At 72.4% G+C, this 20,414-nt stretch carries 22 protein-coding genes; 10 read left to right on the plus strand and 12 right to left on the minus strand.

Going from position 1 to position 20,414, the window contains the following annotated elements; all coding sequences use genetic code 11:
- Nucleotides 1-198 precede the first annotated feature (198 nt).
- Entirely contained in the window at nt 199-576 is a 378-nt protein-coding gene (locus ACZ45Z_RS02745) for an ArsR/SmtB family transcription factor (protein ID WP_468354898.1), read from the plus strand.
- Here the strand turns inward: ACZ45Z_RS02745 and ACZ45Z_RS02750 are convergent.
- Nucleotides 573-2,015 carry an FAD-dependent oxidoreductase gene (locus tag ACZ45Z_RS02750; protein WP_468354901.1) on the minus strand — a complete coding sequence of 481 codons (1,443 nt, stop codon included), beginning with the start codon at nt 2,013-2,015 and terminating at the stop codon, nt 573-575. The genes ACZ45Z_RS02745 and ACZ45Z_RS02750 overlap by 4 nt on opposite strands.
- Before the next feature lie 235 nt (nt 2,016-2,250).
- On the opposite strand from ACZ45Z_RS02750, the gene ACZ45Z_RS02755 reads away from it, so the two are divergent.
- Complete coding sequence (locus ACZ45Z_RS02755) at nt 2,251-3,651, plus strand: DUF6214 family protein (RefSeq protein ID WP_468354904.1); 1,401 nt, start codon at nt 2,251-2,253, stop codon at nt 3,649-3,651.
- 66 nt (nt 3,652-3,717) lie between these two features.
- On the opposite strand, the gene ACZ45Z_RS02760 is transcribed toward ACZ45Z_RS02755, so the two are convergent.
- On the minus strand, nt 3,718-4,398 hold the full coding sequence (locus tag ACZ45Z_RS02760; protein WP_468354907.1) for a DUF305 domain-containing protein: 681 nt from the start codon (nt 4,396-4,398) through the stop codon (nt 3,718-3,720).
- Between the two features lie 142 nt (nt 4,399-4,540).
- Between ACZ45Z_RS02760 and ACZ45Z_RS02765 the strand changes: the two genes are divergently transcribed.
- A complete protein-coding gene (locus ACZ45Z_RS02765; RefSeq protein WP_468354910.1) occupies nt 4,541-6,025 on the plus strand; it encodes an LVIVD repeat-containing protein in 1,485 nt (494 codons plus the stop codon).
- Nucleotides 6,026-6,106: 81 nt separating this feature from the next.
- Here ACZ45Z_RS02765 and ACZ45Z_RS02770 read toward each other — a convergent pair whose 3' ends face one another.
- From ACZ45Z_RS02770 to ACZ45Z_RS02785, 4 genes are all read right to left on the minus strand, one after another.
- Entirely contained in the window at nt 6,107-6,793 is a 687-nt protein-coding gene (locus tag ACZ45Z_RS02770; RefSeq protein WP_468354913.1) for a TetR/AcrR family transcriptional regulator, read from the minus strand.
- A 284-nt stretch (nt 6,794-7,077) separates the two neighbouring features.
- Nucleotides 7,078-8,064, minus strand: coding sequence for a DUF389 domain-containing protein (locus ACZ45Z_RS02775; RefSeq protein WP_468354916.1), 987 nt, complete (start codon nt 8,062-8,064; stop codon nt 7,078-7,080).
- 152 nt (nt 8,065-8,216) lie between these two features.
- On the minus strand, nt 8,217-8,666 hold the full coding sequence (locus ACZ45Z_RS02780) for a protein-tyrosine phosphatase family protein (protein ID WP_468354919.1): 450 nt from the start codon (nt 8,664-8,666) through the stop codon (nt 8,217-8,219).
- Nucleotides 8,667-8,743: 77 nt separating this feature from the next.
- On the minus strand, nt 8,744-9,628 hold the full coding sequence (locus tag ACZ45Z_RS02785) for an oxygenase MpaB family protein (protein WP_468354922.1): 885 nt from the start codon (nt 9,626-9,628) through the stop codon (nt 8,744-8,746).
- A gap of 198 nt (nt 9,629-9,826) precedes the next feature.
- Here ACZ45Z_RS02785 and ACZ45Z_RS02790 point away from each other — a divergent pair, with 198 nt between their 5' ends.
- A complete protein-coding gene (locus ACZ45Z_RS02790; protein WP_468354925.1) occupies nt 9,827-10,585 on the plus strand; it encodes a hypothetical protein in 759 nt (252 codons plus the stop codon).
- On the opposite strand, the gene ACZ45Z_RS02795 is transcribed toward ACZ45Z_RS02790, so the two are convergent.
- From ACZ45Z_RS02795 to ACZ45Z_RS02805, 3 genes are all read right to left on the minus strand, one after another.
- The gene (locus ACZ45Z_RS02795) at nt 10,582-11,184 is read right to left on the minus strand and encodes a dihydrofolate reductase family protein (RefSeq protein WP_468354928.1); all 603 of its coding nucleotides are present in this window, start codon (nt 11,182-11,184) and stop codon (nt 10,582-10,584) included. The genes ACZ45Z_RS02790 and ACZ45Z_RS02795 overlap by 4 nt on opposite strands.
- A 104-nt stretch (nt 11,185-11,288) precedes the next feature.
- Entirely contained in the window at nt 11,289-12,311 is a 1,023-nt protein-coding gene (locus ACZ45Z_RS02800; RefSeq protein WP_468354931.1) for a YihY/virulence factor BrkB family protein, read from the minus strand.
- A 180-nt stretch (nt 12,312-12,491) separates the two neighbouring features.
- On the minus strand, nt 12,492-13,955 hold the full coding sequence (locus tag ACZ45Z_RS02805) for an SDR family NAD(P)-dependent oxidoreductase (RefSeq protein WP_468354934.1): 1,464 nt from the start codon (nt 13,953-13,955) through the stop codon (nt 12,492-12,494).
- Nucleotides 13,956-14,233: 278 nt separating this feature from the next.
- On the opposite strand from ACZ45Z_RS02805, the gene ACZ45Z_RS02810 reads away from it, so the two are divergent.
- From ACZ45Z_RS02810 to ACZ45Z_RS02820, 3 genes are read left to right on the plus strand one after another with little or no spacing between them, the layout of a single operon-like run.
- Complete coding sequence (locus ACZ45Z_RS02810; protein ID WP_468354937.1) at nt 14,234-14,653, plus strand: phage holin family protein; 420 nt, start codon at nt 14,234-14,236, stop codon at nt 14,651-14,653.
- Nucleotides 14,650-15,024 carry a DUF3618 domain-containing protein gene (locus tag ACZ45Z_RS02815; protein ID WP_468354940.1) on the plus strand — a complete coding sequence of 125 codons (375 nt, stop codon included), beginning with the start codon at nt 14,650-14,652 and terminating at the stop codon, nt 15,022-15,024. The genes ACZ45Z_RS02810 and ACZ45Z_RS02815 overlap by 4 nt, the downstream gene beginning before the upstream one ends.
- Nucleotides 15,021-15,287, plus strand: coding sequence for a DUF4235 domain-containing protein (locus ACZ45Z_RS02820; protein WP_468354943.1), 267 nt, complete (start codon nt 15,021-15,023; stop codon nt 15,285-15,287). The genes ACZ45Z_RS02815 and ACZ45Z_RS02820 overlap by 4 nt, the downstream gene beginning before the upstream one ends.
- Nucleotides 15,288-15,374: 87 nt before the next feature.
- Here ACZ45Z_RS02820 and ACZ45Z_RS02825 read toward each other — a convergent pair whose 3' ends face one another.
- Together ACZ45Z_RS02825 and ACZ45Z_RS02830 are read right to left on the minus strand one after the other, a co-directional pair.
- The gene (locus ACZ45Z_RS02825; RefSeq protein ID WP_468354946.1) at nt 15,375-15,653 is read right to left on the minus strand and encodes a DUF4873 domain-containing protein; all 279 of its coding nucleotides are present in this window, start codon (nt 15,651-15,653) and stop codon (nt 15,375-15,377) included.
- Nucleotides 15,654-15,718: 65 nt separating this feature from the next.
- A complete protein-coding gene (locus ACZ45Z_RS02830; protein WP_468354949.1) occupies nt 15,719-16,519 on the minus strand; it encodes a SigB/SigF/SigG family RNA polymerase sigma factor in 801 nt (266 codons plus the stop codon).
- A 394-nt stretch (nt 16,520-16,913) separates the two neighbouring features.
- Between ACZ45Z_RS02830 and ACZ45Z_RS02835 the strand changes: the two genes are divergently transcribed.
- A complete protein-coding gene (locus ACZ45Z_RS02835) occupies nt 16,914-17,714 on the plus strand; it encodes a VOC family protein (RefSeq protein ID WP_468354952.1) in 801 nt (266 codons plus the stop codon).
- Nucleotides 17,715-17,853: 139 nt separating this feature from the next.
- Here ACZ45Z_RS02835 and ACZ45Z_RS02840 read toward each other — a convergent pair whose 3' ends face one another.
- Nucleotides 17,854-18,378 carry a hypothetical protein gene (locus tag ACZ45Z_RS02840; protein WP_468355552.1) on the minus strand — a complete coding sequence of 175 codons (525 nt, stop codon included), beginning with the start codon at nt 18,376-18,378 and terminating at the stop codon, nt 17,854-17,856.
- Between the two features lie 378 nt (nt 18,379-18,756).
- Here ACZ45Z_RS02840 and ACZ45Z_RS02845 point away from each other — a divergent pair, with 378 nt between their 5' ends.
- Entirely contained in the window at nt 18,757-19,509 is a 753-nt protein-coding gene (locus ACZ45Z_RS02845) for a serine hydrolase (protein ID WP_468354955.1), read from the plus strand.
- A 300-nt stretch (nt 19,510-19,809) separates the two neighbouring features.
- A complete protein-coding gene (locus tag ACZ45Z_RS02850) occupies nt 19,810-20,328 on the plus strand; it encodes a lytic polysaccharide monooxygenase auxiliary activity family 9 protein (protein ID WP_468354958.1) in 519 nt (172 codons plus the stop codon).
- Nucleotides 20,329-20,414 lie beyond the last annotated feature (86 nt).

The raw sequence follows: 20,414 nt of genomic DNA on the forward strand, positions 1-20,414 counted from the left end.
CGCGGGCGTCGCGGGTGTCGTCACTGAGCCGGCGGGGCCTGGGTCGGCGTGACGGCCTGGTGCCAACTACGACGGTTCTCGTACAATGTGGTGTGGGTCCATCGGGGTCGCCGGCCCCCCCGGGGGCGAGCCTCCGCAGGGGACGCCCGCCCGCGTCACCGCCCCAGCCGCCGTCCGCGCCGTACGCCAGGAGCCGCCATGCCGACCGACACGACGATCGCGGGCGCCTCGTCCGGCTCGCGGTCGCTGGAACACCCGGCGCGGGAGGACATCCGGCTGGCCGACGTCCTGCACGCCCTCGCCGACCCGATGCGGCTGCGCATCGTGTGCGCCCTGGCCGCCGCGGACGGCGAGCTGAACTGCGCGGACATCGAACTCCCGGTCAGCAAGTCGACCTGCACGCATCACTTCCGGGTGCTGCGCGAACACGGCGTCATCCAGCAGGTCTACCGCGGCACGGCCAAGATGAACGGGCTGCGCCGCGCCGATCTGGACGCGCTCTTCCCCGGACTCTTCGAGGGCGTACTGCGGGCGGCGGAGCTACAGGAAGGCCGGCTCGCCGACGGCGACGGTTAGCCGGGCTCGCGGGCGTCGGTCCGTTCCGCCGGCCGGGTTCCGCCCGTGCCCGCCGCCTCCAACAGCCGGTCCCAGTCCGGGAGCTTGACCGTGCCCCGGCCTAGTTGCTGACCCCATGCCGCCTCCGCGGCCTCGATGCCGAGCCAGCCGGTCCACGGGACGGGCCGCTGCCCCGCCCGTCGCAGCGCGGCCACGGGGTCCGGCGCCACCGGGCGTTCCGCCAGTGCCGTCGCGTCCGCCAGCAGGGAGAGGGCCGTCTCCTTCGCGCACGGCCGGTTGGTGCCGATCACGCCCGTGGGGCCGCGCTTGATCCAACCGGCCACATACGCGCCCGGCCAGGGCGCACCGCCGGCCAGCACCCGTCCCGCCAGGTGGGGCACGGTGCCGCTCGCCTCGTCGAACGGCAGGCCCGCCTGCGGCGCCCCTCGGTAGCCGACCGAGCGCAACACCAACTGGCCCTCGATGTCCTCGTATTCGCCCGTCCCCCTGACGCCGCCCCGCCCGTCCGGCGCCGTCCGCTCGAACCGGACGGCGCGCACCCCGGTGGCGGCGTCCCCAAGGAACTCCACGGGGCGCAGGAAGAACCTCAGGTGAATCCGGCGCGTGGGCCCGGGGTCGGCCGCCGCCTCGCCGTCCGTCCCGCCGCTGCCCGCCCCCTCGTCGTCCGCCGCCTGGCGTTCCGCCCAGCCGCGCAGTACCTCGACGTTCCGCCGGACGGCCGGCGGAAGCCCCGCGGGGTCCTGGTACGCCGGGTCCCGCGCCAGCTCCTCGGGCCGTACGACCACCCGTGCGTGCGGCAGCGCGCCCAGTTCCCGCAGCTCCTTGGTGGTGAACTTGGCCTGGGACGGGCCGCGCCGGCCGATCATCCAGACGTCCTCGACCCGACTGTCCGCGAGGGCGCTCAGCGGTCCCTGCGGCATGTCGGTGGCGGCCAGCTCCGCCGCGCCACGGGCCAGGATGCGAGCCACGTCGACGGCCACATTGCCCACGCCGATCACGATCGCGGACCGGGTCGCCAGGGAGAAGCGGATGGCGGCGGCGTCCGGATGGGCGCTGTACCAGGCGACGAACTCGGTCGCCGGGTGGCTGCCGGGCAGGTCCTCACCCGGGATGCCGAGGTGCCGGTCGGTGGCGGCGCCCACGCAGAACACCACCGCGTGGAAGATCTCGTGCAGCGCCTCCAGGCCCAGGCCCGGGGCTCCCACCTCGACGTTCCCCAGGAAGTGCACCCGGGGATGCTCCAGGACGGTCCGCAGATTTCCCTGAAGTGACTTGATCTTCTCGTGGTCCGGCGCGACGCCGTAGCGGACCAGGCCGTACGGACACGGCAACCGGTCCAGGACGTAGACCTCGATGTCCGGCACGGCCTGCTGCTCGATCAGGGACTGGGCGGTATAAACGCCACTGGGTCCCGATCCGATCACTGCGACACGAAGCACGAGCGGCCCCTTCCGCGAAGTACCCCCAGGATCGCACCGGGTACCCCCAGGATGGCACCGGCGGGGCCGTTACGGGAGATGCGCTATCGGGGTTGCTCCGGGTGCGATGAGCGTGCCGTGGCGCTGGGCCGGGCGGGCGGGGGGCTACGTTTCCCTCGTGTCGGAAAGTGACTTTTATACCGTTAATGACCGATATAGGGCTCAGGGTGCCGCTCCGGAGTGGCCCGCCTGGGAGTTGCAGGGGCACGGCTCGGCCGCGCCCGCCCCCGAGCCCGCCGCCCCCGACGACCCGGCCGGAACCCACGGCCCCGGAGCCTCCCAGCCCCGGCTCGATCCGCTCGGCCCGTGGTTCAGCGCCCGACTGGCCTTCGCCGACGGGGGCCGCATCGAGGTGCTCGTCACGGCCTCCGAAGACCGCCTCACCGTCCAGGACCTGCGCGCCGACCCGCCCCTGACGCTGGACGGCCTCGCCAGGCTGGCCCGCTGGATCGACGGGCCCCTTGACGACATGTGCCGGACGGCGATGGGGCGGCCGCGGAAGGAGCGGCCGGCGGGGGAGCCGGGACGGCTCGACGAGCCCGGAGCGGTTCGGGAGGCGGGGCCGACTGGTGATCCTGGGGGAGTTGGGGGGGCGGGGCGGCCCGAGGCGCCCGGGGGAGTGCGGGAGTCCGGGCAGCCGGGGGCGTTGGCGGAGGGGGCGCCGGGGCTGGGCGCGGAGCGGGCGGTGGATCCGGGGGTTCCGGGGGCGGACTCCGCGCCGGGTCCCGGGCCGGAGCCGGGGCCGGGGCCGAACGCGGGCTCGATGTCGGCGCCTGCCGCGTCGGGGGAGGCGAGGGGCCCGGAGTGGTCGGCGCCGCCCGCCCCGCCGCTGCCCCACGAGCACGCGAATGCGCGTCCGCACCCGGCCGGGGACGTGGTTCACGGCGGCGGTGTCCTGCGCGACGCGGCGCCCGGCCGCGGGCGCCCCGACGGCTCCATGGCCGCGAACGCCACCCCGAACACGGCCGCGACCGCGACCTCCGCCACGACCTCGAACGCGACCTCCGCCACGGCCCCGCACGCCGTCCAGGAGGCGGCCGGGCCGATGGAGACCGCCGAGAACGCCGAGCCCGGCCGGCTCTCCCGGCCCGGTGAGCGCACCGATCTCCCCGATCTCACCGAGCGCACGGACACCGCCGACGCTCCGCCCGCCGCGTCCCCCGCCGCCCCGCCCCGTCCGCCGGTCGTGGAGACCGCCCGCAGACGACCGCCCGGCCCGCTTCCCGAGGTCTCCCCGGAAGGCGCCCGCGAGCCGCGTTCCGGGGAAGCCTCGGTTTCCCCGGCCCCGGCCCCGGCTCCGGCTCCGGCCCAAGCCCCGACCTCCGCCGACACCCCCTCCGCGCCACCGTCCACCGACACCTCCGCCGTACCGTCCGCCCCCGCCCTGTCGCGTACGCCGTCCGCGCTCCTCGCCCGGACGCGGGCCGCCGAGCGCCGCCGGATCGCCGCGGACGCGTACCGGGAGGCGCAGCGGGACGGCCGGGACCCGGTGCAGGCCGTGATGACGGCGACCGGTCGCAACCGCCGCCGAGCGCTGCGGCTGATCGCCGGCGCCCGGGACGACGGACTGCTGACCCCGCGCCACAACAAGCGCTAGCGGGGCCCGGCTCCGACCCGTCACCGGCCGGGCCTGCCCCGCTCCCGCCGGTGCCCGGGCCCGCGCTCAGGTGGTGCTCCCCACCCGCTCCCGGATCTTCCGCATCCGCCCGATCTCGGCGCTCTGCTGCGCGATGACCTCGTTCGCCATCTCCTCCACCAGCGTGTTGTTGCCCTCGGAGAGCGCGTCGGTGGCCATGGAGACGGCGCCGCCGTGGTGCGTGATCATCAACTTCAGGAAGAGCGCGTCGAACCGCTTCCCGCGCGCCGCCCGCAACTCGTCGAGCTGGGCGGACGTGGCCATGCCCGGCATCCGCCCGTGCTGGTGCCGATGCTCATGGCCGCCCTCCTTCTCCTTGTCGGCGTGGCGCGCCAACCAGCCCTCCATGGCCCCGATTTCGGGGCGCTGAGCCGCCGCGATCCGGTCCGCCAGCCGTCCCACCTGCGTGTCGTGGGCGTGCCGCTTGGCGAGGGCCGTCATCACCAGCGCCTGCTGATGGTGCGGGATCATCATCCGGACGTAGCCGAAGTCGGCCGAGTTGGGGGAGTCGTCGTGGCCGGCCTTCTCGGCTTCGTCGGCGGTGAGTGTCTTCGCCGGCTCGCCCGGCTTGCCCGGTGCGACCACCTTCGGCCCGTCGGCGCCCTGCGCCTCGGTGTCGCCGTCCGGCGAACAGCCGCTCAGGGAAAGGGAGATGACCAGGGCGAACCCGGTAGCGGCGAGGGCGGTGACTGTACTGGGACGCTTCAACGCGCGCACTCCTGTCCATCGATCATCCGGCGATGCCCGTACGGGACATCTTCATTGCCTTCTATTGATCTGTACATGAGCAGCGCGATACTACCGGGGTCCAGGAACCGTTCGCTTCGGAACGGACACTAGGGAGGACCTCGTGACGTCGTTGCACAGACCCCCCGTGCGGCGCAGATACCTCGGAGCGGCGGCCGCGGCCTTCGGGCTCGCAGCCTCGCTCCTCGTGGCCGGACCCGCGGCCGCGACCCCCGACCCCGGCGACCACCCCTCCACCGCGAAGGAAGTGAGCCGCGGTCAGTCGGCCGAAACCCTGGCCGCGATCAAGGACGGCGACATACCCGGGGTGGACGAGGTCGTGCACAGCGACAACGTCCGCCATCTCACCAACATCCCCAAGCAGGCGCTCAAGGGCACGAACTCCGACCTCGCCTTCCAGGGGAAGTACGCCTTCGCCGGCAACTACGACGGCTTCGTCATCTACGACATCTCCCGTCCCCAGGCGCCCAAGACCGTGAGCCAGGTGCTCTGCCCCGGCTCCCAGAACGACGTCACGGTGTCCGGAAACCTGCTCTTCCTCTCCACGGACTCCTCGCGCAGCGACAACTCCTGCAACAGCAAGACCCAGCCCGCCACGGAGAAGTCGTCGTGGGAGGGCATGAAGGTCTTCGACATCAGCGACAAGCGCAACCCGCGTTACGTCGCCGCCGTCGAGACAGCCTGCGGCTCCCACACCCACACGCTGGTCCCCGAGCGACGCGACGTCTACATCTACGTCTCGTCCTACTCACCCAGCGCCACGTTCCCCGACTGCCAGCCACCGCACGACGGCATCTCCGTCATCAAGGTGCCGCGCTCGGCACCCGAGAAGGCCGCGGTCGTCGACTTCCCCGTCCTCTTCCCGGACGGCGGCAACCCCGGCGGCACCACCAACCCGGGCGTCGCGGCGACCACCGGCTGCCACGACATCACCACCTTCCCCAAGCTGAAGCTGGCCGCCGGGGCGTGCATGGGTGACGGCATCCTGATGGACATCTCCAACCCGGCCGCGCCCAAGGTCCTCGACCGCGTCCAGGACAACGTCAACTTCGCCTTCTGGCACTCCGCGACCTTCAACGAACGCGGAAACAAGGTCGTCTTCACCGACGAACTGGGCGGCGGCGGAGCGGCCACCTGCAACGAGTCGACCGGACCGAACCGCGGTGCGGACGGCATCTACGACATCACCGGCACGGGCGACGCGCGCAAGCTCGTCTTCAAGAGCTACTACAAGATCCCCCGCCACCAGGCCGACACCGAGAACTGCGTCGCCCACAACGGATCCCTGATCCCGTCCAGGAACCGCGACATCATGGTCCAGGCGTGGTACCAGGGCGGCGTCTCCATCTGGGACTTCACCGACTCCGTGCACCCGAAGGAGATCGGTTACTTCGAACGCGGTCCCCTCTCCACGGACTCGCTGGTCTCCGGCGGCGCGTGGTCGGCGTACTACTACAACGGCTACATCTACTCGAACGACATCGCCAAGGGCTTCGACGTCCTCAGGGTCGACGACCGGCGTACCGACAGCGCCGACTCGGTCCGCCTGAGGGAGCTCAACGTCCAGACCCAGCCCGACTACCGCTAGCCGGCCGCACCACGCCGACGTCGACGGTACGCGGGCGCCGCCGGCCCCTCCCAGGGGTACGGCGGCGCCCCCGCGCCACCGTCACGTACCGACCGGAGCCGCCGGAACCCGCGTCCCACCGGGCGGCGCCTCGTCCGGCGGAACCCGCGTCCCCTCGTCCGGCGCCTCGTCGGGCGGGACCCCCGACTCCCAGCTCAGCCCGTACCGTTGGAACAGTTCGGCGCGCAACCGGGCCTGCGGCATCGGCGCCCCCGGCAGGAGCAACGGCACCACCGCGCCCATCAGCAGGGCCCGCAGCAGGGGATAGTCGGCGTCCGGATCGGCGGAGCCGTACGCCACGACCGTCTCGCGCAGCAACTGGGCCAGACGCTGCTGCTCGGGACACTGGATGAACCCCTCGGCCGTCAGGATCCCGGCCATATGGGTCCGCATCAACAGGGGATGGTCACACGCCAGCCCCAGGATCGCGTCGATCGCCCGCGCCATCAGCTCACGGCCCGCCTCCGGCCCCACCGGCCGCGGTTCGCGCTCCAGCGCCTCCTGGAGGGTGAGATGCATCAGCCGGTGCACGGCCGACTGCAACAACTGCCGCTTGCCGGGGAAGTAATAGGACACCAGCCCGCGAGCCGCGCCGGCCCGCCGCGCGATATCCCCGAGCGTCGTGGCCTCGAACCCGCGTTCGTCGACCAGCTCGACCGTCGCCTGCAACAGCCGCACACGGGAACGCCGCCGCAATTCTTCATTGACCGATGCGCTGCGGGGAGACATGCTTAACTCCTGCGTTGACTGGCTGAGAGCCAATATACTCAACGGAGTTCCGGAAGTCCGCCCGCGTGGGCGAGGGATCCGGTAAAGAGCCGCCTGATTCGGGCGACGCGGGGGATCGCCCGAGTCGGGTGTCGACGAGGCTGGGGGTTGGCCTCCTGGCCTGCGTTTCGTCAGGTCAGGAAGTCGGCCCCCAGTTCATGCCGAGGTGCGGGTCCCCGGTCGCCCGCGGCCCGGGTGACGCCGCGTCACACCCTTACCCCGCGCCGGGAAACGCGTGCGGCGCCTCAGCGGTCCCGTTCCGGATGATCGGAGCTCCGACCCCATACGCCGGATCGTGCCCGGGAGACGACGCGCAGGCCGTAGCGGCCCCACAGGACGCGTTGCAGGAACAGGGTGAGGGTTCCCGAGAGGAGCATGCCCGCCACGTTGATGCCGAGCTGTTTCCAGGAGGCGCCGACCTCGCTCCAGTGGGCGAGAGCTATGGCCACGGCGATGTTGCCGGCCGCCGGGACGGTGGTGACGGAGATGAAGACGCCGACCAGGGCGGCCGACTTGCCGGCGGTCATGGACAGGATGCCCGCGGCGCCCGCCAGGATCGCGACGATGAGGGACCAGCGGTCCGGGTGGGTGATGAAATCGGTCAGCGGCCTGTCGTCGAGCATGTCCGGGGTGACCCAGCCCAGGAGCCGGCTGACGGCCGCACAAGCCAGCGTGAACGTGATGGCCACGGCGAAGCCGATGGCGAGGGTCCGGGTGGCCGTGCCGATCAGACGCAGGTCCCGCCGCAGGATGCCGAAGCAGATGGCGGCGACCGGCCCGAATTCGGGGCCGAGCACCATCGCACCGACGATCAGGATCGGCTGGTCCAGCAGCGCGCCGATCGCCGCGATCTGCGTCGCGAGCGTGAGGAAGGCCAAGAAGGCCCACGTCAGACGGGTCTCGGCGGATGTCCTGGCGGTCAGCTCGTCCCAGACGACGGCATCGTCCGGGTCTCCCGGGGCGGCTTCCTCGGCGCGCTCCGCGGCGGTGGAAATGGAGAGGTCGAGTTGCTCGACGGTAATCCCGCCGGTGTCCTTCAGCCCGAGGCCGCGCAGGGCCTCCAGAACGCCGTTGGCGCCCTCCCTGGCGACGTCGAACTCGACGAAGTCACCCTCCGGGTCGTAGGCCGCTCCAGGGAATCTGACCACGTTGACGACGGCCTGGCAGTCGGTGGCTATCCGCAGTACCTCGTCGGTACGGTCGGCCGGGGTGATCACTCGTACATGCAGCACGGGCGTCATTCTGCCCGGCCGGTGCGCCGATCGGGAAACGGCATGGCGCCGGCAAGGGTGGCGGGGTGCACCACTTCTGCCGTGATGCCGCCCTTCGGCACCTCTGCCCTGGGGCCCGGTCGGCCACGTTGACGGCGCCGGCGGCGGTTTCCTCAGCCGGCGGGCCGGGTCGCGTCCTCGAAGCGCAGTACGAAGCGTCGCTGCCACGGCGTCTCGACCGCGCGGTGGTGGTAGTGGCGGCGGACGAAGGCCACCGCGCGGTCCGCCGGGGCGCCGTCGAGGACGGCCATGCATGCCAGCGCCGTTCCGGTCCGTCCGCGGCCGCCGCCGCAGGCGATCTCGACGCGTTCCCTCACCGCCCGGGTCAGCGCCTCCTCGAAAAGGCTCCGCGCCCGCTGACGGTCCGTCGGGAGGCGGAAGTCGGGCCACCGCAGCCACCGCGCGTCCCACTCGGCCGGCGGGGGCGGCTTGCCGAGGAGATAGAGCGCGAAGCCGGGCGTCGGCCCGGCGGGGAGAGGATGCCGCAGGCCCCTGCCGCGCACGCGGACGCCGGAGGGGAACTGTATGACTCCGGGTTCCGTCGAGCTCCAGTTCTCGCCCATGGGGGAACCGTATCGATATCGATGCCCCACCCGGTTTCCGATGTCGTCGTCCTCGCGGGCCGTCCCCTCCCTCCGGGTCACGGTGCGGAAGGCGCCCGCGAGGGAGAAGCCATGGCCCAGCGGATGGCGGCGGTGAGTGTGCGTCCGGTCAGGCGGACGCAGGCGTTCTCGCTGGTGGGCAGGCGGGACGGCAGGCCGAGGTGCTCACGGGCCCAGGGCGGGAGGGTGGCGGCGGCGCTCGCGGCCAGGACGGCGTAGGGGGCCCGGGCGATCCAGGGCAGGGGCGGGTGCCGGAGGAGGAAACGTGCCGCCTCCCGCGCCTCTTGTGTGGTGCGGAGCTCGGGGAGGTAGGCGGCCAGCCGGTCGGACAGCTCGGCCCGGTCGCGGGGCGGGTCGGTGACGCCGAGCGCGGTCGCGACCCGTGCCGTATCGGCGATGTACGCGTCGCAGCCGGCGGCGTCCAGCGGGTGCGCGCCGTACAACTGGTGGGCGCACAGGAAGCTGTCGACCTCGGCCAGGTGGACCCAGGCGAGCAGGTGCGGGTCCGCGGCGTGGTACCTCTCCCCGTCGGGGGTGGTCCCGGACACCCGCTCGTGCACCGCCCGTACGCGGTCGACCGCGCGCTGTGCGTCGGCGGCGGCCCCGAAGGTGGTGACCGCGAGGAACGTACTGGTGCGCTGGAGCCGTCCCCACGGGTCACCGCGATAGCCGGAATGCGCCGCCACGGCGGCCATCGCCAGCGGATGCAGCGACTGCATCAACAACGCCCGCAGCCCCCCGACGAACATCGAGGCGTCGCCGTGCACGGTACGGATGGGCCGGTCGGGCGCGAACCAGCGGGGGCCCGGCGCCCCGTGGATGCGGGCTCGGTTGTCCGCTCCCTCCGGGCCCGCCACGCGGTGGAACAAGCCGCTGCCGATCCGCTCCCGCAGGCCGAGAAGCCCTGGAGCGGAGACGTTCATGCGTCAAGTATCGGCCTCCGCGTACGCCGGCCCAAGAGGCCCGCGACCCCGCCGGTGCTCGGGGCGGGACCGGGATACGGGATGCGGATGGGGACCGCTCCGAGGGCTCGTGACAGTCGATGGTGCTCGCGCGCCCGGACCGGTAAGTTGGCAACCTTCGGGGGCCCGCTCTCCCGGAGTCCTCGAAGGCCCCCGCCCATGACGCACCTTGCCCCGACCCCCGCACGCCTCCGGCTCGACGCCGCGCTGGACGGCCTGGCCGCGACCTTCCGCGGCATGACCGCCCACCCGGACGAGAGCAACTGCGAGTGCCATTGGGGGAGTGCGGAGGACCTCGCGCGGCTCAAGGAGCCGGACACCGAGCTGGGCCCCGATCTCCTGGAGCGCACCTGGCAGGCCCCCGACTGGAGCGACCACGCGGCCGTACTGCGCCGGATCCTGCCCGAGTTCGCCACGGCCCTCGTCCACGGCCGCGTCAGGGCCTACCCCGGCATGGACGAGGTCGGGCGTACGTTCGCGCGCGGCAGTTGGCGGCGATGGCCCGCCGATCAGGCCGCGGCGGTCGAGGAGTTCCTGCACGCCTGGTGGGCCCACACGCTCACCGATCCCGCTCCCGCCGTCCCCGCCCACGAGGTCCTCGCGCTGTGCGCGGAGGCATCCGCCACGCTCGGCCCGTGGCTGAGCACGTGGGAAACGCTGACGGACCACCCGGCCGATCACCATCTGGCCGAAGCGGTGGCGCACTGGGATTCCGACCTGCTCGCAGACCTGCTCCCCTGGCAGAGCTGGGAGCACGAGGAGCGGATGCGCGCGGATCTGACCGCCTGGCTGCTCGGTCATGCCGCTGCCCGGCTGCGTGCCCACGGCGCCCCGGAGGAACTGCTGCACGCGATACGGCTGCTCGGTCTCACCGGCCCGCTCCGTTGGGAGGACCCGCACTGGCCGGGGTACGGCTAAGGATCCGCGGGGCCGTGCGGGGTGGCACCCGGTGGGGTCTCGGCCCGTTGGTAGCGGAGGAGGACGACGCCGTTGCCGAAGGTCCTGGTCTCGGTGAGCCGGAGGGGGGTGTGGGCGTCCGACGGGCCGAACAGGGGCTTGCCGCGTCCGATGAGGACCGGGTGGACGTAGAGGCGGTACTCGTCGATCAGATCGTGCCGCTGGAAGGCCGCGGCGAGGTCGGCGCCGCCGATCACGAGATCGCCGCCCGGCCGGGCCTTGAGCGCCATGACCTCCTCGGGGACGACGTCCCGCACGAGGGTGGCGTTCCAGTCGACGTGTTCCAGGGTCCTGGAATAGACGATCTTCGGCATGTCCCGCCAGATACCGGCGAACTCGGCCATGGGCCCGGTATTCGCGGGATCGGCGTCGGCGGTCGGCCAGAAATCGGCCATCAGCTCATGGGTGACCCGTCCCTCCAGGAACGCGCCCATGGTCTTGAGTTGCTCGTTGAAATGCCGGTGCAGCTCGTCGTCGACCAGGTGCCAGTCCAGTTGGCGGTCCGGTCCCTCGAAGTACCCCTCAAGGGATACCGACATCATCAAGATGATCTTTCTCATCGCACGGTCCTCACCGAAGCGGGCGGGGTGATCCCGGGACGGGGAGATCCGGGCGGGATGATCCGGGTCCCCTCGCAGGTAATCCTGTGGTGTGACGACAGGGCCTAGTGACCGCCGGCCGGGTTCGTTTCGTCGGGCCACTCGCTGGTGTCGCGCGGCTCGACGTACGGCTCGTCGGTGGGCGGATGGCCGCCGGCGATGGCGCGCTGGCGGGACATCTCGGCGTCGAATTCGAGGCCCAGCAGGATGGCCAGGTTCGAGATCCACAGCCAGACCAGGAAGACGACGACACCGGCGAGGGTGCCGTAGGTCTTGTTGTACGAGCCGAAGTTCGCCACGTACAGCGCGAAGCCGGCGGACGCGGTGGCCCAGAGGACGAGTGCGAGGAGGCTGCCGGGGGTGACCCAGGTGAAGCCGCGGCCCCTCGCGTTCGGCGCTGCCCAGTACAGGATCGCGAGGATGAGGGTGACGAGGAGGACGAGTACCGGCCACTTCGCGACGCCCCACACGGTCATCGCCGTGTCTCCGACGCCCAGGGCCGTACCGGCCTGTCGGGCCAGCTCGCCGGTGAACACCACGATCAGCGCACTGACCCAGGCGAGGATCATCAACGTCACCGTCAGCGCCAGGCGCAACGGCAGCACCTTCCACACCGGGCGGCCCTCCGGCATGTCGTAGACCGCGTTGGAGGCACGGATGAAGGCGGCGACGTAGCCGGAGGCGGACCAGAGGGCGGCGGCCAGGCCCAGGAGGGCCACCAGGGAGCCGGTCCCGGTGTCGCCCAGTTGCCGCACGGCCTGGGTGAGGATGCCGCGGGCGGATCCGGGAGCGAGCTTTTGGAGGGTTTCGAGCGCCTGCGCGGTGGCCGGCTCTCCGGCGATCCGCAGCAACGAGAGCAGCACCAGCAGGGCCGGGAACAGTGAGAGGACCCCGTAGTAGGTCAGGGCCGCGGCCCGGTCGGGAAGCTCGTCGTCGCTCAGCTCCCGCACGGTCCGCCGCGCCACCGCCCACCAGGACTTCTTCGGCATGTCGGTCGGCTCGTCAGGAGCGTCGCGCGCCACCTCCGGGGCCGGGCCCGGGGTCGTCCGCTGCCGCCGGATGTGTCGCGGTTTCGCTGTCCGTCCCATGCCCAGCGGGTAACCGGCCGTGCCGGGAGGGAAACACGGGAGGGAGAGGCCGGGGGGAAAGCCGGGGAGGGAAGCCGGGACGTACCCCAGGGGCACCGCCCGGAGTCAACACCGGGGAGGGAAGGGCGCGTTGACGCGTCGGCGCGGCCGAGTCCCTTCGCCTCCCCGGAGGGTGACGTGTCACCAGGCCGTAGGCGCGTAATCCTTCAGGAAGCAGCCGAAGACGTCCTCGCCGAGTTCACCGCGCACGATCGGGTCGTAGACCCGGGCCGCGCCGTCGACCAGGTCGAGCGGGGCGTGGAAACCCTCTTCGGCCAGGCGCATCTTGTCCGGGTGCGGGCGCTCGTCGGTGATCCAGCCGGTGTCCACGGCGGTCATCAGGATGCCGTCGGTCTCCAGCATCTCCTTGGCGCTGGTGCGGGTCAGCATGTTCAGCGCGGCCTTGGCCATGTTGGTGTGCGGGTGGCCGGCGCCCTTGTAGCCGCGGCTGAACTGGCCTTCCATCGCCGAGACGTTCACCACGTACTTGCGGCGCGCGGCGGCCGCGGCCATCGCCGGGCGCAACCTGCTCACCAGCAGGAACGGCGCCGTCATGTTGCAGAGCTGGACTTCCAGCAGCTCGACCGGGTCGACCTCGTCGACCTTCTGGATCCAACTGTTCGTGGAGTGCAGATCGGGGACGAGCCCGCCCGCGTCGATCGCGGTGCCCGCCTCGATCCGCGCGGGGGACGCCGAGCCGCTGGTCAGGGCGAGGGCGGTGAGGCTCTCGGCGGTCAGTGCGGGCTGCCCGGCCGTCGAGGCGGCGGGCAGGGCCGCGGGCGTGCCGCTGCCGAAGTGACCGATGACGACGGACGCCGGCAGTTCACCGGCGGGCAGCGGCGCCGATTCGGCCGCGATGAGCTGCCGGTACGCCTCGGGCGACCGGCGAACGGTCTGCGCGGCGTTGTTGATCAGGATGTCGAGGGGGCCCTCGGCGCTCACCGAGTCGGCGAGCGCGATGACCTGCGCCGGGTCGCGCAGATCGATACCGACGATCTTCAGCCGGTGCAGCCACTCGGAACTGTCCGGCATCGCCTTGAAACGCCGGATCGCGTCGTTGGGGAAGCGGGTGGTGAGGGTGGTGTGCGCGCCGTCGCGCAGCAGCCGCAGCGCGATGTACATGCCGATCTTCGCGCGGCCGCCGGTGAGCAGCGCGCGCCGCCCGGTGAGGTCCGTACGGGCGTCGCGGCGCGACAGGTTCTCCTTGGCGCACGGCTGGCAGAGCTGGTGATAGAAGGCGTCGACCTCGACGTAGCGGGTCTTGCAGACGTAGCAGGACCTCGGCCGTTCCAGGATTCCGGCGATCTCCGACGTGACGGAACTGGCCAGGGCCCGGCCCAGGGTCTCGTCGTCGATCCGGTCGGCGGCTCCGGTGGCCGTGGCCTCGGTCACCGCCTTGTCGTTGGCCGTCTTCGCCGCCCGGCGTTCCTGCCGCCGGCGCTGCTTGACCGACCGGTAGATGCCGGCGGTGGCCCTCCGTATGGTGATCGCGTCCGGGTGGTCGAGCGGCAGGGCGTCGAGCTCCTCCAGCACGCTCAGGCAGACCGCCATCCGCTCCGCGTCGATTCCCGCGCCATCGGCCCGGCCTTCTTCGGTCACCGTCATCGCCGCTGCCGCTTTCCTGGGATCGTCTGTTCTATTCACGCTTCGGCGGAACTTTACGTAGGCGTGGGCGACTCCGCCAAACCGGCAGGAATCCGCAGTGCCGGTTCGCCGTCGAAGAAGGCGGGGTGAGTCCGCGGAGTACGGGTACCCGGGCGGTGAAGAGGCCGGTGCCGGGTGTCCGGCGCCAAGGGAGGGCCGGCGTGGCGGGCAGGCAGGCGGGCGCGGGGCGCCTCTCGGCCGCCCGGGTTGGCTCGAACGAGGAAAGGCAGGTCACGACGATGAACCACTCCGTTGATCACCGGCCACGCCCCGACTCCGCGGAATCGGTGGGCGATCTCGTCAAGCAGGCATCGGAGCAGATGTCCCAGCTCGTCCGCCAGGAGCTGCGCCTGGCGCAGGCGGAGATGCAGCTCAAGGGCAAGCGGTTCGGGCTCGGCGGCGGACTGTTCGGCGGGGCGGGAATCTTCGGGTTGCTCGCTCTGCAGACGCTCGCCGCGGCCGCGATCGCCGCCCTGGCCCTGGTGCTTCCGGTGTGGGCGTCAGCCCTGATCGTCACCGGTGGGCTGCTGGTCGTGGCAGGTGTGCTCGCCCTCGTCGGCAAGAAGGAAGTCCACCGGGCGACTCCGCCCACTCCGCAGCAGGCCATCCGCAGCGTCAAGGCCGATGTCGCGACGATCAAGGAAAGGGGACGGCGATGACCGGCGACGCGAGGAACCACCGCTCCTCGCCCAGCCCCGAGGAACTGCGCGAGCAGGTCGAGGGCACGCGGGAGCAGCTCGGTCAGACCGTGGCGGCGCTCGCCGCGAAGGCCGACGTCAAGGCCCGGGCGCAGGTGAAGGCGGCGGAGGTCAGGCATCAGATGCACGACACGTCCGTACGGGCCCGCGCGCGGATCCAGGACACGGCGGCGCACGCGCTGCACCGGACTCATGACAGGACCCCGGAGCCGGTGTGGGAGGGCGGCCACACCGGGCGGGCGGCGCGCGGCAAACGCGGCCTGCTGATCGCCGGTGCCGCCGCCGCACTGGTCATGATCATGATCGTGCGCCAGAGCCGGAGGTGTGCATGAAAGCGTCCAAGTTGGCCTACAAGCCGATCGGCCTGGCCGTGGGGGCGCTGAGCGGGCTGATCGCGGGGGCCCTGTTCAAACAGGTCTGGAAAATGCTGGGCAACGAGCGGGACGCGCCCGACGCCACGGACGAGGAGCGGGAGTGGCGGGAGGTCCTGCTGGCCGCCGCCCTCCAAGGTGCGATCTTCGCCGCGGTCAAGGCGGCGGCCGACCGCGGCGGCGCCAGCGCGGTACGCCGAGTGACCGGGACGTGGCCCGCCTGAACGGCGTCGACCCTTCCCCGTCGGCCCTTCGCCGACGGGGAACGGCCGACGCGGAACGTTCTCAGTCAGAGTCAGACGGAACGGTTCTCAGAACGGCTGCGGGCCGTCCCCGGAGATCCTCAGTTCGCCGGTGGTGACGTCGCTCTGCGGCGCGAGGACGAACGGCGCCTCCTGACCGTTGGGGAGGCGCAGCCGGAGCTGTTCCGACTTCGCGAGGGACGACTCGATGACGGTCGTCGGATCGGCTCGCAGCCGGCCCGTCCAGCCGGGCCGCGCGCCCGTCCCGGACACGCTGAGCGTGGCGTCGACCGGGATCTGCGACCCGTCGAACACGATCGTGGCCTTGCCTTGATAGATGCCCGCCATAGGGACAGTTTGTCCCCGGAGCGGGGCGATATGCCAGGCGCGGGGTCGGCTACTCCACTGGCGTATCAGCCGTCCGCGCGTACGACGTCCCGGATCACGGCGCAGGAGCGTTGCAGAAGGCGGGAGACGTGCATCTGGGAGATGCCGATCTCGTCGGCGATCTCGCGTTGGGTCATGTTGCGGAAAAACCGCAGGTAGAGGATCCGTCGCTCGCGGTGGGGGAGACCGCGCAGGGCGGGGAAGGCCGCGATGCGCTCCTCGACGAGTTCCAGGGCGGGATCGTCGTCGCCGAGGGTGTCGGCGAGCCGGAGCGGGCGGTCCGCTTCCGTGGCCAGGGGCCGGTCGAGGGAGAGGGCGGTGAACGTCTCCTGGGCCTCCAGGCCCAGCAGCACCTCGTCCTCCGTCAGGCCGGTCTTGTCGGCGAGGTCCCGCACGGTCGGCACCGTCGGCCCCGGGCAGTGGGTCTCCAGCTCCTCGCGGGCGCGGTAGACCTCCATCCGCAGTTCCTGCGTCCGGCGCGGCACGTGCACGGCCCACAGGTCGTCGCGGAAATGGCGCCGCAGCTCGCCGAGGATGGTGGGCACCGCGTAGGCGGGGAACGGGGTGCCGGTGGCCGGGTCGTATCGGTCGACGGCTTTGACCAGGCCGACCGCGGCGACCTGCCGCAGATCCTCGTCGCTCTCCCCCCGGCCGCTGTAGCGCCGCGCCAGCCGGTGGGCCAGCGGCAGCCACGCGCACACCAGGTCATCGCGGAGTTTCTGGCGTCGTTCGGCGTCCGGCTCGGCCAGGAGTTCGGCGAAGCGGGCCCGGGTGTCGGGGAGCCGGTCGGGGCTGCTGCTGTCGGCCGTGCGGGGGAAGGAGGTCACGGCGATCGCTCCTCGGTCGGTGAGTGGCTGGGCGGATCTGCGACGGATCGATGACGGCTCTGCGAGGGCGCCGCGTCGTCCCGCGCCTCACCTCCACGGCCTAGTGGTACGACCACTGCCCGCTCTCGGGCACAAGCACCTGACTCCACCTTCTGCCGTGCGGGTGCGGGGCGCCAGTCGCCGGGGGTACGGATATGGCGCCGTGGCCCGGGGCGGCGGGCCCGGGGGCGGTGGCGGGGCGCTGCCAAGGTCGACACGGGGGCGCCGGGTGCCGGGGGCCGCGTGCCGGAGTGGCGGGGGTGCCGGGTGCCGGCGAGCGGCGCTCGCTGCCAGAGCGGCACCGCGTCGTCGCTGGCACAGTGGTGAGCGGACGCGGAGCGGAGGAGGCACCTTCATGTTGGCCACAGGACGCACCACCCCCGTACTCGGTGCTCCGTGCTGGGTGAGCTTGATGGCCCGCGAGCTGCGTGCCGCCCAGGACTTCTACGCGGCGGTCCTCGGCTGGAGCTTCCGCCCGGGCGAGCTGGGCGAGGAGTTCTCGGTCGCCCTGGCCGACGGGCAGCCGGTGGCGGGAATCGGCGCGCTGGCGCCCAGCATGCGAAGGGCCGTCGCCTGGACGCCGTACTTCGCCGTCGAGAGCGCGGACGAGACCGCGGCCCGCATCCGGGAACGCGGCGCCACCGTCGCCGTCGGCCCGCTCCGGTTCGGTGAGGGGCGCGCGGCGCTCGCCGCCGACCGCGACGGCGCGGACTTCGGCTTTTGGGAAGGGCAGACCCTGGCCTGGAATGTCGGACGGGGCGGTGCGCCGGCCCGGCTGGAGCTGCGCACCCGCGACGCCTTCGACGCGGCCATCTTCTACGCGGGGGTGTTCGGCTGGGCCGATGAGCGGGACGGCGGCTGCGGCGTCACCTACGAGCACGATTCCGTGGTCGTGCGCGACGAGCTACGCGTGGTCGCCACCTTGCGCGGTGGTGCCGTCGAAGCCGCCCCGGACCCGCATATCCGGCCGCGCTGGCATGTCACCTTCCCGGTCCGCGACATCGAGAAGGCGACGGCGGCCGCGGTGGAGGCGGGCGGAAGTGTCGCCCCGGTGAATCCGGCCTGGGGGTCGGCCGAGGGCGAGGCCGCCCTCCGCGACCCCGATGGCGGTCTCTTCAGCGTGGCGACCGCCCGGGAGGGCGATCACGGGTTTTGACCGCGCCCGGCCGCCGTACGGCGACGTCACGGTGGTGGGCGCGGTGGTGGGCACGTTGATGCGCGCGGTAGTGCCCCCCCGTGTTCGCCCCTGAGAGGTCGGGCGCGTAACCCTGGCGGTCAGCCCGCGGCCCCGGCGGTCAGCCCGCGCCGATCGGGTCGGGCTCCAGGAGCCGACGGAGGGTGGCGCGGTGCAGGTCGGCGACCGGGGCGAGCAGGTCGGGGTGGCGGAGCAGGGCGGCGGCCCGGCGGTCGCCGTCCCTCGGCTCGGTCAGCAAACGGAAGTCGACCGGCAGGCCGGCCAGGTGGTCGGAACCCGCGAGGGCCGCCACCGCGTCGTGCGCCAGCGCGCGCGAGGTGAGCAGGCAGGCCGCCCAGCTCGCCACGACCTCGTCGACCCAACTGCGCCACGCGGCCTCCGCCTCGTCGGCGGGGACGGCGTCGGCTCCGGTCAGCCGGTCCAGCCGCGCGGATCCGCCCGGGCCGACCAGGGTGACCAGGGCGGCGTCCGTCGTTGTCGGGTAGCGCAGCCAGGCGGCGACGGTGGCCGCCTGGCGGGCCTGGCCTTCCGCGAGCGCGGCGTTCCTCGCACCGCCGGTGGCCGGGTAGGCCCGCAGCAGCCACTGAGTGGTGGCGGCTATGACAGGGGAGAGGTCGGGGGATATCGGCATGGGCGTCCTCGACTGACGACTGGCGGAAGGCGGGCGGGGCGCGCGGGGACCGGGGGCGTCCGAGGCCGTCCGGAACGGTCCGGCGCCCTCCCGGGCCGTCCGCGACCCTACGCGGAAGACCAATCGGGCGAAATGACGCGGGTCACGCGGGGCATCCGCGGGGTGCGAGGGGGGCCCGATGAGAGACGGACGCGTGTGCCGTCACCGATGACGGGGGCGTTCCAGGTCAACCTGCTGTCATGAGCCGCGACCGGGCGGTGGGCCGCCGTGGGGGCGGCCCGTACGCGACACCGCCGGGAACCGGTCATGATCGCTTTGATCGCCCCGTCCCGCACGTGCCCGCGAAGGAATGTTGATCGCGAAGGAATGATGATGCTGTCCCTGCATGTCGCCCGGCTCGGTACGGGCCCTCACATGAGTCGACACGCCGATCGCACCTATTACGCGGCGAGCACGATGAAGATGGCCGTCCTCGCGGCCCTCTACCGCAGCGATCTGGACCTGGACGCGCCCGTTCCGGTACGCAACCGGTTCGCCTCCGCCGTGCCGGCGCCGCCCTTCGCGCTCACCCCGGACCGGGAGGGTGACGCCGGGACGTGGCGGCTGCTGGGCCGGAGCGCGCCGCTGCGGCTGCTGGCCCGGCGGATGGTCGCCCACTCCTCCAACCTCGCCACGAACATCTGCCTGGCCCATGTGGGGCTCGACGCCGTGAACGAGATCTGGCGCCTGGCGGGAGCGCGGCACAGCGTCACCCACCGCGGCATCGAGGATGTCGCCGCCCGCGCCGCCGGCGTCACCAACCTGGTCACGGCGGCCGACCTCGCGCGGCTGCTGTGCTGGCTGCCGCGCGAGCCGCTGGAGTTGCTCACCGCCAACGTCCACCGGGTGGACCTGGCGGCCGGACTGCCGGCCGGGACCCGGATCGCGTCCAAGAACGGATGGATCCGCGGCATCCGGCACAGCGCCGGCATCGTGTATCCGCCGGACGCCCCGCCGTACGTCATCGTCGGCTGCTACTCCGGGCGGCTCGCCATGGGCCGGGACGTGGACGATCCCGCGGCCCGGCTGCTGGCGAGGATCTCGGCCGGTGTCTGGGCGCGCCGGCATGCGTTGGCGGCGGGCTGACGGCGACTCCACGGCCGACCAACTCCTGGGCCAGGAACGGCTGTTGCTACGCCCGGGCCGCGAAACGAGCACAACCTCTTGACCGTTCGCGGCCGCTGAGTAAAGTCTAGACCAATTGGCGAGTCGCGCCTCCGGCCGCGGTTGCCCGGTGTCGGCGCCGGGCGGGCCCGGGGGTGTCGTCGCGGAACACCTTCGCGTTATCCACCCCCCACTCAACGAGGCTGCCCAGGGCGGACGTACGACGCCCCCCGGCGTCGCATCCTGCTCTCGCGTGGTGGCCTCCCTCGCGAAAGGGTTGACATGAACAAGAAAAGAAGGCTGGCCGTCGCCATCGGCGCGGCCATCGCTCCCCTCCTCGTGGTGACCATGCCGGCCGGCCCGGCGAGCGCGCACGGCTATGTGTCCGCACCGCCCAGCCGGCAAGCGCAGTGCGCCGCCGGCACCATCGCCTGCGGACCGATCAAGTGGGAACCGCAGAGCGTCGAAGGCCCCAAGGGGCTGAGGAGTTGCAGCGGCGGCAACAGCCGGTTCGCCGAACTCGACGACGATTCCAAGGGCTGGCGGGTCACCCCCATCGGCAGCTCGCAGACTTTCAACTGGAAACTGACCGCCCGTCATTCCACAAGCACCTGGCAGTATTTCGTCGGTGGCCGGAAGATCGCCGAATTCAACGACGGTGGCGCGCAGCCGCCCGCGACCGTTTCCCACCGCGTCAATTTCGGTGGCCTGACCGGCAAACAGAAGATTCTCGCGGTGTGGAACATCGCCGACACCGCCAACGCCTTCTACGCCTGCATCGACGTCAGCATCGGCGGCTGACCACTCCGGAGGCCGGGCGCCCGGCCGGGAACGGCAAGGGGCGTCCGGCCGTCCTGGGGCGGCCACCGGGCCGCCGGACAGGCCCC

It is taken from the genome of Streptomyces sp. NPDC031210, assembly GCF_055570395.1.